Genomic DNA, 16,406 nt, shown 5'->3' with positions numbered 1-16,406 from the left:
TTAATTATTGTAAATTTTAAATAACAAATAAAAACTGCCACTATTAAGGAATCCAAGCATAATTGTATGTCTGGAATACCTAATAGTGGCAGTTTTTTTATTTAAAGTTTCTATATATACAGAGACAAAAATCCCTACACTGCAAATTTATTCAATAATATTAGAACCAAGGACTTAATCGGTAGTAAAAAATCTGTGGGCCCTCAGTGGTGATATTCTACTTAGCTTGCGAAGCAAGGTTAGTAGAAGACCGAGCTTAGAGATCCATAATTATACACGAAGTGTAGAATTATTAGCTCTAAGTCGTGTCCACCACGTTCCAGTGGCCCACAGATTTTTTGCGGACGATGGCATATTTCAACCACATCAATTATGTATATTCACGCTATAACTAAGCTTTGATTGAAATTCATTCAAGTGTTAGTAGGTTTTATTATATTAATTTGTACTTTAAATTAAATAGGCGATTACGCATGATTTTTCCGCCAGTAGTCTTTGGAAATTCGGAAATCAGACGATACTCTATAGGTACTTGATAGTTAACCAAATTATGCTGGCCGAATTCTTTCAGGTCAGCTCCGGTTAAAAAGGCGTTATCCTTTACAGTTAAGTAGGCTACAGGCAACTGTTTCTTTCCTGGCCCAGTAATTCCGACAATACAAATATCCAAAATACCATTCACGCTTCGGTAAATATTTTCAATTTCTTCAGGATAGATTATTTTATCGCCTGAATAAATTAAATCAGCTTGACGTCCCTTTAAATATAAAAAGTTATCATCATCTAAGTAGCCAACATCGCCGGTTTTAAAGAAACCATCTTTGGTAAAACGTGATAAATAGAGAGGACGCTTATTTAAATAACCGATAGCAATGGTTGGAGATTTTACTTCAATAGAACCAATGTTGTCTTGATTAATATTAGTTATTCGAATTTGTTCCGTGAAGAATGGCTGTCCGCAAGATCCAGCTTTAATTTCGGCATCATTGAAGCTTAGGGCTGAAATATTAGAGGTTGTTTCAGTCATGCCATAGGAATGCAATACGGGGATTTCTAGCATGTTGCATCTTAGCAAAGTCCAATTATCAATCAGTCCAGTGCCTAAAAAGACACACCGGAAATTATCGTTATACTTTTTTCCTTGGGGAAGTGTATTCAATAAGGCTCGTAATAGAGGAGGAGTTAAGGAAATAATTGTAGCCCGTTCATTGATTAAAACTTTGTTGATTTGTTCAATGTCGAATCCATCAATTAGATAAACGCCAATACCATAAATTAGAGAACGCATGATGATAGAGAATCCCGGAACATTGAAGATTGGCAAAGTCAGTACCCAAGCATCTTGACGATTGATACCTAGATTTAAGGTTGTACCCATGGCAGAGTAAAAGTAATTTCCATAGGTTAACATAACTCCCGTGTCATTGTGGTCGGCGCTTGGCGTGTAAAAAATAGAAGCAATTTGGCTGCTATTAAATTCAGAAATAAAATGATAGTCTTTAGCTGGTTCAAGACTTAAAACTTCGGACATAAGAAGTTTATTTCCAGGAATGTTTTTGAGTTCCTTATCGTTAGCCGAATCACTAATTAGAATTGTTTTAGGATGACAGTCGTTAATTTGATAGTTCAAAGTTTTCTCGGATAATTCAGTATCCAAGAAGATTGTTCGTGCTCCTAACTGTTGAAGTGCTAGAATGGCAACGTAGCCATTAAAACAGTTGTCAGAAAATAATGCTACAGGGTCATTTTTTCGAATGCCACTGGTAAACAATTTACTAGCAAATAATTGGACGGTTGAATTTAATTCTCCAAAGGTGAAATCGGCATGCTCTAAAATGAGTGCAATTTTGTTAGGATTAAGTTTTGCACGTTTGACCAACCAGTTTTCCAAAATTTGACCCCTTTTCTTTGAAAAATTTGATACGCTTAAAACAGCATATATAAATTGTAAAACATTTATTTAAGATAAAGATACTAATTATTGAAAAAAATTGAGGTATAAAATGAGCTTGTTAAAAGATATGGGGATAGAAGTAGTTGAACAGGGTAGACATAAAGTGGTTTTGCAAATGGATCTAACCCAAGAACATCTGCAAATGGAAAAAAATAAAACAGGAATTATCAATGCGATGCTTTCAGAGACTGCAGCAAGTATTGGTGCTAATTTAAATCTTACCGAAAATAATTCGGCTGCAATTTTAGGTGTCTCCTTACATAATTTGAATACGCTCAAATTAGGTTGCTTGATTGTAGAGGCTATTTCTGTAAGAAATGGTGAGAATGTTCAAACCTGGCAAACAACAACGCACTACGAAAAGAGTGCAATTACTAACAGTTTAAGTACTGTAACGTTAAAAAAAATCCAGATCTAGTTAATTGCGATAGATTCTGGAGTTTAAAATTTCGAAAAAGGCTAGGACTACGAGGCTTAATCCGAATAACTGATAAATAAAAATAATTGTCTTAGAAGGGTTCAATATGAAGACGATACCTGCCAGCATTAAGAGTGCTGAGTAAAAGTAATCCAGGTATGGTCGAATATGAACCCTTTTTGACATCTCATGAGAATCACGAAATTGGTTAATTCCATTAACTAATAAAATGATACCTAAGACTGGAGGGACTAAGGTAACAAAAAATTTAGCGAAGAGCAGTACGCCCAAGGCTAAGAATAATGCGCCAATTCCCAAACCAATAGTAATACTATTCTCTCCAGTGCTTTTTCGAATGCTTAAACCATCAAAAATAGAAAGTATTCCATAAATGGCGATGTAGCTAGAAACAATATAGATGATAATATTCAAACTTTTAATTGGTGCAATAACTATTAAAGTCCCAGCTACCAGTAAAAAAATGAAACGTAACCATCGATACAGTTGAAACTGTCGAACCATTATTTTTGCTCCCCCTAAATAATCTATAATATAATGATAACAGAAATAACAATAAATAGAATTAATCATAAACGATTATTTCACAAAATTATTTATCAAGATATAAGCGCACACTGATATCGCTAATGAGCAAAATACTTTAATTGTGAAATGGGTGTGGTACGTTATAAGTAAACGATACTAGGAGGGATTATTATGTCTGTTCGTGCTTCTGATAAAATGGTAGAGGTTTTGAATAAATGGGGTGTAGATAATATTTATGGATTGCCCGGGGATTCAGTCGATACAACAATTGATGCGTTATATCGGGTTCAAAATAAGATAAAGTTTACCCATGTCTTGCATGAAGAAGTTGCTGCTTTAGCAGCCTCAGCTCATGCTAAATTAACTGGAAAATTAGGCGTTTGTTTATCTATCGGTGGACCGGGTGCAATTCATTTATTAAATGGTCTTTATGATGCCAAGATGGATCATGCGCCAGTTCTAGCAATTTTGGGTCAGGTACAATCTAAATTGCTTAATACGGATTATTTCCAAGAAGTCGATACTCATGTTTTGTTTGACGATGTGGCAGTTTATAACAAAATAATTATGGACCCACAATCTTTGCCAAGAATTATGGATGAAGCTATTAGAACTGCCATTGCCAAAAAGGGCGTAGCAGTTTTGACGATTCCGGATGATATTCCTGATCATATGATTAAGGATAACTTCACACCAAACAATGATATTGAAAAAGAAAGTTATCAAATAGACGATACCAAAATCAAAGCAATTTTGGATATGATGAAGATTCACTCAAATCCAATTGTCTTGGCTGGCGTGGGTATCAAAGATGCTAAAAAAGAAACCAAAGAGTTTATTGAAAAGTATAAGTTGCCAGTTATTTTAACAATGCCTGCTAAAGGTTTAGTTGATGATAATCATCCTTACAATTTGGGCCAATTAGGTAAGTTGGGAACTAAGCCAGCGTTTGAAATGATGCAAAAAGCTGATTTAGTTATTATGATTGGAACGGATTATCCTTATGCTCCATATTTGAATAAAAAAGTTGATGCAATTCAAATTGATATTAATGCGGACAGACTAGGCAAACGTCGTCATGTAAACATTGCTGTGCAAGCAGATGCTAAGGAAGTTTTAACTCGTTTAAATGAATTAGGCGAACCTGTAGCTGAACGGCACTTCTTAGATACAGCTGTTTCCAAGATGGGACAATGGCGTAGCTGGATGCATGATGTTTATACTAAGAAACACGACGGTGTCTTGCCATCATTAATGTTCCATAATATTAGTGAAATTGCTCCTAGCGATACAATTTGGTCAATTGATGTCGGTACTTCAACAGCCTTTGGTGCTAGATTTTTAACTGCCAAGGCTAGTCAAGACTATACAATTTCAGCTTGGTTAGGAACGATGGGTTGTGCATTGCCAGGAGCTATTGCGGCTAAGAATGCTTTCCCTGATCGTCCAGTTTATGCGATTGCCGGCGATGGAGCTACATCAATGGTCATGCAAGACTTTGCTACAGCTGTGAAGTATAACTTGCCAATGCTTTATATCGTTTTAAATAACAAACTGTTAGCCTTTATTGAATATGAACAACAGTCAGCTGGTCAACAAAACTACGGTATTAGTTTGCCAGAGATTGATTTTGCTAAAGTTGCTGAGGCTTGTGGCGGAATTGGCGAAAGAATCACGACAGATGCTGAATTCAAAGAGGCTATTACTAAATATCGTCATCCTGACAAACCAGTTTTGTTGGATGTAGCGGTAACAGACGAAGCACCACTTCCTGGTAAGATCATGATGGATGAAGCACAAGGATATGCTAAGTTTGGTTTGGGTCACGTAATTGATAAAAAGTCCCTACCAGCCTTGCCACCAATGAAGGAAATTCTTCGTTCATTCCTATAAGATAATAATTTTTAAGAGTAATTAAATAAGGAACTGAAAAAATGAGTTTTGATACTCAAATTTTTCAGTTCCTTATTTTTTTGAAAATCGATAATTAAATTTTAAAGTAAATGAGCATCATTAACTTTAACGAACTCATTAGTAGCGACTCGATAATACTTTTCTCCGTTTATGTAAGCAATCTGATCAGTGTACCAGTCCGAATTGGCTGAGATCTCCCGATAAGAAATAGAAGTTCCCTCGGCTTTGTACAAGATTTTATTGGCTTGAGGATAAGTTCTAATTGTTCTTTGGATTGCTTGATAGATATAAACTTGGCTGGCTTTGACCCATTCGTTTGTGGCAACACGGAAGTATTCAATGCCATCTAAAGTTAAGCTCTCATCACTATACCAATCTGATTGAGAAGCCAGTTTACGATTCTTAACGATGCTCATAGTTGAATTATTGAAGGCATATAATTTAACTGCTGGTTGATCGCTATATGTGGCAATAGTGATATTTTGCTGTTCTAACTTATTAGAAATGTTATTTGTAGAAGGCTTAGTATTGCTTGAATGACCACCTGAGCTGATATGAGTGTAACTGATTTGTTCGTTAGCTGTTACTTGGTGTTTCTTTGAATCAGTAATAATTGGTTTGCCATCCTTGCCAAAGGAAACTTGAAGGGTAGGGGCGTTATAACCAGGAATTTTAGGAGCGGTAATAGTAATATCTTTATCACCGTAATGTCCGTCTGGAATCGTAATGTTAGTTGTAGTTCCATCGGGATTTTTAATGGTAATAGTTGAAGCTGGATTATCAACGCCAAGATATTGCAATTGATGATCTTGGGAGATTTGCTTGTTGTCAGAATCTAGGATAATTGGACCATCAACGGTGTAGTGAACTTTTATTTTGGGAGTAACGTATCCAGGAATATCAGGCAAAGCTATTGTATCTAAAGTATCGCCGACCGCTCCATCTGGAACTGTAATAGTTTTTTCACCATGACTACTTGGTAACGAAATTGTTTGTGAGGGCACTGGATCACCAGTATAAATAATAGGATTAGAAGCACTAATTTCCTTGCCATTAAGGTCGGTAACGACTGGTCCATCTGGCAAATAATTAACTTTAACTTTCTTGGCGGTATAACCGGGAATAGATGGAACGTCTAATTGTGAAGTAGTGCCAACTTTGCCAGTAGGGATTTTTAGTGTTTGGTTACCTTGACTATTAGATGGCAAAGAGATGACCTTAGTGGGAATTGTTTTGGCCGTATATTCTAGCGTTTGGTCAGAAGTTATCGTTTGATTGGTTTGAAGATCAGTTAAAATTGGCGTGCCGTCTGCTCCATAAACATAAGAGATTGAAGTTTTGTCATAGCCTTTAATTTCATCAGGACTGATAATTTTACCGGTTGTATCTTCATTATAATGACCAGCAGGAACTGTAAGTTGTGTCGTAGTACCATCAGGCTTTTTGACGGTCAGAGTTATAGCCTTATTCTCGATAGGTGTATAAGTTAAATTGGTTGCATCGGCGAGAGTACCATCTGCTTGTAAAGTCCCGCTAATTTGTTGAATATTAGGTTTATAACCGGTAATTTTAGGAGCTGCAATAGTGACTTTATCGCCAACCTTAATAGCAGCGTTATCTTTAACGTCTACTGACTGAACTTCAACTTTATTAGTGTCAGTTTTGGTATCAGAAATTTTTATCGAATTTAGATGCTTGCCAGTATACGTGATATTTTTGTCAGGAGCAAAATTACCATTGTTATCAATCGTACCAGTTACCTCAGTAATATTTTGGTTGGTGCCATCATCTGCAACGTAGCCAGGTACTGAAGGGACTTTGACCGTAACTTTATCGCCGACTTTACTGTTGCTGGGAAGAGTTGAGATAATATCGTTGCCATTAGGCAATTTAAAATGAACGGTAGTGTCTTTAGCGGGCTGACCCATATAGATAATACTTTGATCAGGCTTAAAAGTACCATCGGCGTCGAAAGTACCAGTGAGTTCGGTTTTTTCATTGCCTTTATTGTCCACAGGTTTATAGCCCGTTTTATCAGGTAATTTGATGGTTACAGAACCACCTACGACCCCATTAGGAATGACAACTGAAATTGTTTTGTTAGCAGTTGAAGTGGGAATAGTATATGGGCCACCTTGAGCTTTGTCACCGGAGATTTGAATTTCCTTAGTATCTGGTAGTAAATGATTGCTTGAATCGTCGCTATATTTAATCGTTACCTTAGTAGGAATACTGTGATATCCCTTAGGAATTTGGTCTACTGGAACGTCGATGTCAATTGTATCGCCATCATTTCCATCTGGCACAGTTAGGGAAACAGATGAACCGTTATTGGTAGGTATTTCAACTGTTCCGCCGGCAACTTTAACGTTAGTGTAGGTAACCGTTTGATCAGCGGTTGCTGTGGTTTGACCAAATTTGGCAGTCACGGTCTTAGTATCTGTTTTGTATTTGTGCCCATCAACGATGATAGTTTGAGGAACATCTACTGAACTAGTTATGCCGACAGTACCGATAGCGACGAATGATTGATCGCCAACATTAGTAGGAAGTGTAATCAAATTAGGGATGTTAGTTGTAGAGTCATCTACAGTAGGATTGTAAGTTAACTTGGTAAGATGATTATTGGTTACAAAAGTTTTAGAGTTTTGTAGATTATTATTGGTTTGTTTATATAAAGACCCTAATCCTTTGTCGCTTGAGGAATTGGGAATACCGGAAAAATGTGCGACAGAGCCATCAGTGTAGGCGGGTTCAACAGAGGTCCAGATGTTGCCCCGTTGAGATGTTAAAGCTGTTTCTGGAGAAAAAACGGCGTAATTATTGAAAATAATCGATTGGAAATTAGTTCCATCAAACATACCCTCACCAATTGAGGAATTACCAGTATTGACAGAAGTATTCATTAACCACCCTCCGATATCGAAAGTGGGGATTTGATCGTCGTTCTTAAACATTCCCGCTGTGAATAATAATAGATGAACTTGCCAATCTTTAACACCAGGATCAATAAGACTTTTATCGTTAGCAAACATATGTCTAGTATCATTTACTAGAGCAGCATTGGCGTGACTGTCAGATGGAAAAATGACTTTTTTTAATTTAGAGTCGTTTTCGAAAGCTTTACTGAAATTTTTTACGGAATGAACATTGTTCTTTGAAAAATCGACAGAATCTAATGAAGTGTCGTTTTTGAATATTCCTTCCATATTAGTAGTACTTGAAGTGTCAAGATTTTCTAAGCCGGAGATAGTAGTGAGCTTAGGCATATTGGCAAATAAATAAGATGAGTCCTTAGCGGCTTTAACTGGACTAGTTATTTGAATAGAACTGATATCTTGAGAATGTCCACCCCAGCGAGTGTCATCGGGCTTACCAGTGCCCTCGGGAAGAGTGCCACCGTCGATTGATAAATTACCTTTGTCAAAGTTCCAGTTAGTGAAGCCAGCTTGTCCGCTGTCATTCAAAGTAGGATTTGTTGGAGCTGAATTATTAACGTTTGTTTCTGAGCTAGGTGTGTCCGTAGTAGAGCCAGTTGTTGTTTCAGTTGGAACTGTGGAAGTTGTTTTGGCTGTAGTAGTTGAAGTGTTTGTGGTGTTTGTAGAAGTTGCTGGTAATGTCTCCGTGGTTGAATTATTAGTTGATGCTGGAGTGCTTTTTTTATTGTTGCTATCTTGGGTGGCTAATGCAGATGGTGAAGTATTAACGCTTTTTTCAATAGTGGTCGATGTGGTAGTAGCGGCCGAAACGTCAGTGGTAGTTGACCCTAAAAGCATGAGCCCTCCAACAATTGATAAACTTGAAACGATGATCCAATTCTTTTTTGATTTAACGAGTTTTTTTCTAACGATGACATTAGAATTTTTCTTAAGCTGTTCAAATCTCATAATTATTCCTCTATCCTCTCATATACAATAATGATTACATCAAAATTATAATATTGATTTAAGAGAGACTTTTTCAGATATGATAAGCAATATTTTCTAGAAATGGTTCAAAATGCAAAACATTCTTTTTCTAAATATAGAATTTATTAGAAAGTGATAATGCCATAAATATCGTTATAAATATGAAAAATACTGTTAATTTAGTTAATTTTTAAATTAATTTTTAAGCAATTATTTGAATTTAATTCCATAAAACAGCCAAGTCTCAATTGTTGAGACTTGGCTGTTTGTTTTGAAAATAATTATAGAGAACAGGGTTCTTTAGTGGTGTACTTTCTACCTCCAGTTTCATAGTAGTATGCAAAATTAAAAACAATTTAATTTTTAGACTTTTTAGATAGCGATTTCAAATGCTGTTATTCAAGTAAATTGCTTATTCGTATACATTGAAATCAAATAAAAGTTCTTGCAACTAAATTAAAAAACAATTAGAATATCAATATTTCAACTAATAAAATAATTTTAGGAGGTGTTGTTATGACGACGTACAAAGTAGATCATGATCACGAGGTGGATCATCGATTGATTAAGCATGAAAATAAGTACTACGCAAGTGCTTCAAGAATCAATTATTATGATCTCGTTATAGAGTCAGCTCACGATTCGACATTGGTCGATGCTGACGGAAATGAGTATATTGATTTGTTGGCTAGTGCATCTGCTATTAACGTTGGTCATACGAATGAAAAAGTTGTCAGAGCTATTCAAGAGCAGGCCGAAGAACTGATTCATTACACACCGGCCTATTTTCATCATCGCCCTGGACAAAAATTGGCTGAACGTTTAGCTAAGTCAGTTCCTGGGGTGGATAAACAAGTGGCTTTTTCTAACTCTGGTTCTGAAGCAAATGATGCTATTATTAAATTTGCTAGAGCATATACAGAACGTCCATATATCGTTTCGTTTATGGATTCATATCACGGCTCGACTTTTGGCTCAATGACTCTTTCAGGCGTTAGCTTGAATATGACCCGAAAAATGGGCCCTTTGTTACCAGGAGTTGTACATGTTCCATATCCTGATTTGTATCGAAAGTATCCTCATGAAACAGAACATGATGTCGCATTAAGATATTTTGATGAATTCAAACAGCCATTCGAAAGTTTCCTGCCAGCTGATGAAGTGGCTTGTGTCTTAATTGAACCAATTCAAGGTGATGGTGGAATTCGCAAAGCTCCGGAAGAATTTATGCAATTGGTTTATGAATTCTGTCATCAAAATGGAATCCTCTTTGCAGTTGATGAAATTAATCAGGGGATGGGGCGAACTGGTAAAATGTGGAGCTATCAACAATTCAATGACATCGAACCCGACTTGATGTCCGTTGGTAAGTCCTTAGCTTCTGGAATGCCCTTGAGTGCTACGATTGGTAAAAAAGAAATTATGGAAAGTCTAGATTCGCCAGCACATACTTTTACGACTGCAGGAAATCCGGTTTGCTGTGCAGCGTCGCTAGCCACATTGGATGTTTTAAAAGAAGAAAATCTGCTTGAGAAATCGACGATTGATGGCGCATATGCTGAGCAAAAATTCTTGGAAATGCAAAAACATTACCCAGAAATTGGGGATGTGAGAATGTATGGGCTTGATGGTGGAATTGAATTAGTAAAAGATCGTCAAACCAAAGAACCTAATCCTGATTTTGCCAATAAAGTTATTTATTATGCGTTTCAGCATGGGGTCGTTATGATTACGCTAAAGGGAAATATTTTAAGATTTCAGCCGCCACTAGTCATAACACGTGATGAATTAGACAAAGCGTTGAATATATTGGATGACGCTTTTGCCGCAGCAGAAAATAATCAAGTAATTATTCCAAGTAACGAAAAAATTGGTTGGTAAATCAAGGGGAGTGTATTTTTTATGAGTGATTTTTTTAAACGTTTAACCTTAAAGGAAGATCCGAGTATTTATGAAGATAAAGATTCACATTTAGTAAGAGTTTTAACTGTTAAAGATTTCTTGGCATTAGGTGTTGGGACGATTGTTTCCACATCAATCTTTACTTTGCCAGGGGTAGTTGCCGCTCAACATACGGGACCGTCAGTAGTATTTTCATTTATTGTTGCAGCGATCGTCGCTGGTTTAGTAGCCTTTGCCTACGCTGAAATGGCTGCCGCCATGCCTTTCGCTGGATCTGCGTATTCATGGATCAACGTAATGTTTGGCGAGTTCTTTGGCTGGGTCGCCGGTTGGGCTTTGTTAGCTGAATATTTCATTGCCTTAGCTTTTGTTGGTTCAGGGTTGTCAGCAAACTTCCGAGGTTTGTTGCAACCCTTGGGAATTAATTTTCCTAATGCAATTGCCAATACCTTTGGCGATAATGGTGGAATTGTCGATATTGTTGCAGTTTTAGTTATTGCAGCTGTGGCGTGGCTAATTTCTCATGGTGCCAGTGGAGCTGCTAAAGTTGAAAATATTTTAGTTGTTTTAAAAGTTGTAGCAATTTTAACATTTATTGTTGTTGGTCTAACGGCCATTCATATTGAGAATTATGTACCATTTATTCCTAAATATCATGTTAATCCTGATGGAACAGCCTTTGGCGGTTGGCAAGGTATCTACGCCGGTGTATCAATGATTTTTCTATCTTATATTGGATTTGATTCTATTGCTGCTAATTCAGCTGAAGCTAAAAATCCAGGTAAGACAATGCCCCGAGGAATTTTAGGATCACTTTTAATTGCCGTAGTTTTATTCGTGGCCGTAGCGTTAGTACTTGTGGGGATGTTCAAATATTCATCATATGCTAATAACGCCGAACCAGTTGGCTGGGCTTTGAGACATGCAGGACATCCGATTGTTGCTAGCGTGATTCAAGCCATTGCGGTTGTTGGGATGTTTACTGCTTTAATCGGAATGATGTTGGCTGGTTCTAGATTGGTTTATTCATTTGGACGCGATGGAATGTTACCAAGTTGGCTAGGTAAATTGAATAGTAAAGGTTTGCCTAATCATGCATTATTTGTTTTAACCGTTGTTGGTATTTTAATTGGTGCATTTTGCCCATTTGCTTTCTTAGCTCAGTTGATTTCAGCAGGTACCTTAATTGCTTTCATGTTTGTTTCCTTAGGAATTTATCCGTTGAGAAAACGCGAAGGAAAAGATATTGCTATGCCAGATTTCAAAGTTCCATTTTATCCAATTTTGCCAGCGTTAGGATTTGTTGGATCATTGGTAATTTTCTGGGGCTTGGATATTCAGGCTAAAATGTATGCTGGGATTTGGTTTGCTATTGGTTTAGTTGTTTACTTCACTTATGGCATGCATCATTCGAGCTTGGGCAAAAAATTTAAAAAATAATACAAAAAAACACTTCTTTTTTATAAGAAGTGTTTTTTTGTATTATTATTAAATTAATGGAAGTTATTGAGGAGGAAATTAATGAAAGTTGAAAAAAAGTATTTGGGATTGTTGGTTGCCGCCTGTGCTTTGGGATTTGTTGGAAATCTGTCATTAAGTAATGAGATGAATGTACAGGCTGCAACACAGTCAACTGTTGCGGTAGATGACGATACTTCATCCTCCAGTAACGATGATTATAAACAAATTATAAAAGGCTATACTTTGGATAATGATGTTAAATATGATATTGAACTTAATAAAAACTTTTCTGTAGAAAGAATGAATTTATTAGGAAAGCTGGAAGTTACAACTAAGTTTGGTGTGTTTACATATAGTTATTCTGGAGATCTTGGCGATACAGTTATGGCAAAAGTAGAGGAAGATAAGGAAGGAAAGTATAAAAGCGCTCCTTTAATTAAAATAACAATTCCATCAGAAATAAAACTAGGAGCAATCCCTTCGTTTACAACGTCTGGTGGTGAAAACCTTGAAACCTATAATTATAATGGAACAAGTTTTACTGATTCAGGTCGTAAAGTTACGTATGGCGTTGGCCAGAGAATTAACTATATTGCAAGGTCGCCAAATCAAGGAGATTTGTCAACAGGAAAATATTTTTTTTGCTTGTCTGAAAAAGATAATGAATGGCTCTCTCAAGATTATGATAATATATCTATTCAATATGTGTCGATACAGGACTTGGACTGGCCTGTGAAAGATTCTAATTATGTAGGCAGCAACTTGGATGGAGAATATGTGGAATCAGCGATAGATGGAAGGGAAGTTGCTTCCAAGGATAAAATAACAGCAGATGTAACAATTGATTCTAATCTTGGCAATGAAGTAGCAAAAGATGTGACAGGAACAATTGGGGATACTGCTGTGTCTGTGAATGTTCCCGAAGTTTCGGGATATACTGCGGATAAAAAGACAGTTTTAGCGACAGCTACTAGAGATGGTATTACCGTAAACCCTGACCAAAAAGTAACCTATACTAAAAATCAGACGCATAGCAATGGCGGTACCACGTCTAGTGGTGAAACCAATATAGGCTATGGTTATCTTGAACAAACAATTTCGACGCATCCAAATCAACCGGCGGTTAAACTGTATAAGTTTGAAAACAACAGTTTAACAGAAATATCCAATCGTGCGTTGGCACCAAATAGTAATTGGTTCACGGATCAAATGTTGAATTTTAATGGCAAACGTTACTATCGAGTAGCAACAAATGAATGGGCCAAAGCTAGTGATGCTTACGTCTATGAAAAAGATTCAGATACTTATAAGACAACCAAATTAACCAGCTTAGTAAATTCAGAAAATGAACCAGTAAAAAATCGGGCTCTAGCTGCGAATACAAACTGGAAGGTAGATCGTGTAGCATACTTAGGAAGCTATAAAGATCCAATTAAAGCTTACCGTGTGGCAACAAATGAATTTGTTATTGCAGATAAGTAGAAGAAAACAAAAATAGTTTCTTGCAAATTACAATAAAAAAGGACCACTATCAAAGTAGATAGCGGCCCTTTATTGTTAGCTCAATTGTAAGGAGAAAACTAACAATATAAGTTATATTCAGTTGCGAGTCCTAAGTATATCATGATATTGTCAAGTAATAAACTCAAATTTCAATCGAATTTGTAGTACATTTTGTATAAAAAGTATTATTTATTTATAAATCTTGATGATATTGGCTTTTATTAGTGAAAAGATGATGCCAATTAATAAAATGATAAAAATTATAGGCATTTAGTGTGTCACTTTTTCAGATTAGAACTATAATAGGTCTTGTAACTAAGGAGGTTGTTGAATTATGGCAGAAGTAGATCCATCAAAGATGGCTGATGCAGCCATTGCAAAAGAACCAGAAGTATTAAACCTAAAGATGAGTGAGGCTTTCGACTGGAGCGATGATGATACAGTTGTTCGTGACGCAATCTGGGATTATTTCATGGAGAACAACAATCACGATACAGTTAAGACTGAAGAAGCTGAAAAACCATTCCTCGATATGAAGGATGAAGAAGTACGCGACTTTATCGAAAAAAACCTTAAAAAATAAATCTTTAATTTTCCTTTAGACTCCGAGTTGTGGCGTCTAAAGGATTTTTTTTATGCAATTTTTTAAAATAAATAGCTTTATTAAATGTATATCATGATAATAATTATGACCATATAAAAATCCCTCTAAAGTTTAACTTTAGAGGGATCGAGTATCTTCTGTGATTAGGGAGGAAGATTGTCTTAGTTTGTTTATTATATATTAGTAAAACTTCATATCCTTGTTTACCAACTTATATAATAGTAGGTAAATGTGAAGAAAATGTGAAATCTACCAACAAAAAGCTCAACCTACCTAATTATTGAGTGACTGATGTTGCAAATTCTGGTTCGCTTTGAACATTGTTTTGAGCATCAGCTTGGTTCAATTGCATATTGGAACTTTGAGTCCACTCATTATTAGAAACTTGATAGAAAGTGTAGCCATATTTATTTTGAACCATTTGGCCAACTTTCCATTGGGAGCCATCTTGTAATTGACGGCCTGAGAAAGAATCCATTGAAGTATCGTAGACATTAGCTGGACCATTAACAATGGTTCCAACAACTGGTTGTTCTGCTTGCTCTGTGGCAGCGGCAGTTGAGCCAATAGTCAAGTCGCTTGTAGCAACATATTCGTCAGTAGCGATTTGAACGTAACTTGAACCATTGATAGTAACGGTTGAACCAATGTTCCAAGAACTACCAGTTGGCAAGGTTACGCCAGTAATAGTTTGTCCCTGACTATTCACAACTGCAGCATTCCATTTAGCAACTCCAGTTTGTCCAGAATTAGCAATTTGATTGTTATAAGTTGTATCTTGAGCTTGAGTCTGTGCCTGTTGACTAGTGATATTCAAATTATTAGCAGCAATCCATTCATTGGCACCAACTTGATAATAAGTTACGCCATTGATTTGTTTTGTGCTGCCAAGTTTCCAAGCACTATTGTTTGGAAGAAAAGTACTGGTAATAGCTTGACCTTGGTCATCGACCAAAACACCACTGCCATTAACAGTCCCTACTAGAGAAACTTCTGTTGTATCTGCCGCACTTACGGTCTGAGGCGACAAATTAGACAGAACGGTTGGAGCAATTAAAAGTGCTAATGCTGAGCCGATTAAAACTTTTCTCTTTTTCATCGTTTTACCTCCTCGTCTTATTTTGCGGTTCATAGTAAACCTATAATGCAATAGCAATTTGCGCAATAGGTTTAAGAAACAGTTAATAGAAACATTATCAATTCTTTAGAATTAAATTTTTACTATTTTAGTTTATTTCAGAACTATGAAAAAACGATGAAGAAGTTTTGATTAATCAAGGAAATTGGAAAAGTCAGAAGAATAGCCCTTAATGGTGAACTTGTGATAGCTTTTGAGATTTCGATTGTTTAGTTTGACGATGATTGAAGTAGTTATGGTGTGCTGTCTGGAACGAATGACAGGTTTGATTTTGTAAATTAAACCATATTCAGAAGGTTTCTTCATCTTGTAGACGTCTAGAGAGACCTTACGATAGTTTTTCCAGTTGAAAGGACCGTCTTTTTGATCGACAGCCATTTTAGCAATTTTGGTAAACTGTTGTTTTTGGTATTTATTTAATTTGTGAGTGTCATCATTTTCTAGTGTGATTTGGCTGCCCGAAGAATAGCAGTAGGGGGCAGAATGATAATTGCGATAGACTTGAGGAATGCCAAAAGCTAGTAACAAGATTAAAATACAGGCAATCCAAATGGCACGAGTTGTATGTTTTTTTAGTTTGTCCTCAGACATAATTACTTCCCTTCGTTATTTTTGTTCAACCCTAATATTATAGCCGTTATTAGCCGTTAGAATAAATGATGATCTGGTTTCTTTAAAAATTTAAACATGTTATTATTTGTCCGTGAGAGAAACCGATGAAAAGGTCAAATATAATGTAAGTTCGACTTTTTATTTTAAAAACGGCTTCTATCGAACATACGTTTGTGAAAGATGATATACTTATTTTGGTGGATATATACTATTTTAATGTGTGGTTTTATACCATCTAAGTAATCTCACGTGATAGAATGAGTAAAAAGGAGGCTTTATTAGTTATGTCAATGAATGAATTTGCACACCATATTATTGCTGTTGCTAATGACAATAATTTATCGATAACTAATCTTCAATTACAAAAGGTTATGTATTTTTCTTTAAAAGAAGCCATGAAAGAAAATATTCTTAATCATAAGGTAGATTGCAAATTTAATCCGAAT

Annotated in this window: 11 protein-coding genes; 6 read left to right on the top strand and 5 right to left on the bottom strand. The window is 36.1% G+C overall.

Annotated elements, in window-relative coordinates; translation table 11 throughout:
* Positions 1-433 precede the first annotated feature (433 nt).
* Positions 434-1,891 (bottom strand): AMP-binding protein, encoded by a 1,458-nt coding sequence (locus tag FD26_RS00055; RefSeq protein ID WP_057866409.1) that lies wholly within the window; start codon positions 1,889-1,891, stop codon positions 434-436.
* Between the two features lie 112 nt (positions 1,892-2,003).
* Between FD26_RS00055 and FD26_RS00050 the strand changes: the two genes are divergently transcribed.
* A complete protein-coding gene (locus tag FD26_RS00050) occupies positions 2,004-2,372 on the top strand; it encodes a hotdog family protein (protein ID WP_057866408.1) in 369 nt (122 codons plus the stop codon).
* Here FD26_RS00050 and FD26_RS00045 read toward each other — a convergent pair whose 3' ends face one another.
* Positions 2,373-2,894: a DUF308 domain-containing protein gene (locus FD26_RS00045; protein WP_057866407.1), complete on the bottom strand. Its 522-nt coding sequence runs from the start codon at positions 2,892-2,894 to the stop codon at positions 2,373-2,375.
* A 195-nt stretch (positions 2,895-3,089) separates the two neighbouring features.
* Here FD26_RS00045 and FD26_RS00040 point away from each other — a divergent pair, with 195 nt between their 5' ends.
* Positions 3,090-4,811: a pyruvate oxidase gene (locus FD26_RS00040; RefSeq protein ID WP_057866406.1), complete on the top strand. Its 1,722-nt coding sequence runs from the start codon at positions 3,090-3,092 to the stop codon at positions 4,809-4,811.
* A 101-nt stretch (positions 4,812-4,912) separates the two neighbouring features.
* On the opposite strand, the gene FD26_RS00035 is transcribed toward FD26_RS00040, so the two are convergent.
* Positions 4,913-8,719, bottom strand: a complete 3,807-nt coding sequence (locus FD26_RS00035; RefSeq protein ID WP_057866405.1) for a BspA family leucine-rich repeat surface protein — start codon at positions 8,717-8,719, stop codon at positions 4,913-4,915.
* Between the two features lie 537 nt (positions 8,720-9,256).
* Here FD26_RS00035 and FD26_RS00030 point away from each other — a divergent pair.
* From FD26_RS00030 to FD26_RS00015, 4 genes are all read left to right on the top strand, one after another.
* Positions 9,257-10,621: an aspartate aminotransferase family protein gene (locus FD26_RS00030; RefSeq protein ID WP_057866404.1), complete on the top strand. Its 1,365-nt coding sequence runs from the start codon at positions 9,257-9,259 to the stop codon at positions 10,619-10,621.
* Between the two features lie 21 nt (positions 10,622-10,642).
* Complete coding sequence (locus FD26_RS00025; protein ID WP_057866403.1) at positions 10,643-12,082, top strand: APC family permease; 1,440 nt, start codon at positions 10,643-10,645, stop codon at positions 12,080-12,082.
* A gap of 81 nt (positions 12,083-12,163) precedes the next feature.
* Positions 12,164-13,585, top strand: a complete 1,422-nt coding sequence (locus FD26_RS00020) for a hypothetical protein (protein ID WP_057866402.1) — start codon at positions 12,164-12,166, stop codon at positions 13,583-13,585.
* 355 nt (positions 13,586-13,940) lie between these two features.
* Positions 13,941-14,189, top strand: coding sequence for a P8 family protein (locus tag FD26_RS00015; RefSeq protein ID WP_057866401.1), 249 nt, complete (start codon positions 13,941-13,943; stop codon positions 14,187-14,189).
* A gap of 298 nt (positions 14,190-14,487) precedes the next feature.
* Here FD26_RS00015 and FD26_RS00010 read toward each other — a convergent pair whose 3' ends face one another.
* Together FD26_RS00010 and FD26_RS00005 are read right to left on the bottom strand one after the other, a co-directional pair.
* Positions 14,488-15,309, bottom strand: coding sequence for an SLAP domain-containing protein (locus FD26_RS00010; protein WP_057866400.1), 822 nt, complete (start codon positions 15,307-15,309; stop codon positions 14,488-14,490).
* Between the two features lie 171 nt (positions 15,310-15,480).
* The gene (locus FD26_RS00005; protein WP_057866399.1) at positions 15,481-15,939 is read right to left on the bottom strand and encodes a hypothetical protein; all 459 of its coding nucleotides are present in this window, start codon (positions 15,937-15,939) and stop codon (positions 15,481-15,483) included.
* Between the last annotated feature and the right edge of the window lie 467 nt (positions 15,940-16,406).

Source organism: Companilactobacillus crustorum JCM 15951 (assembly GCF_001434585.1).
In the GTDB taxonomy this organism is placed as follows: Bacteria; Bacillota; Bacilli; order Lactobacillales; family Lactobacillaceae; genus Companilactobacillus; species Companilactobacillus crustorum.
The sequence above is the reverse complement of the archived record's forward strand: the minus strand, read 5'-3'. Positions and strand labels throughout refer to the sequence as shown.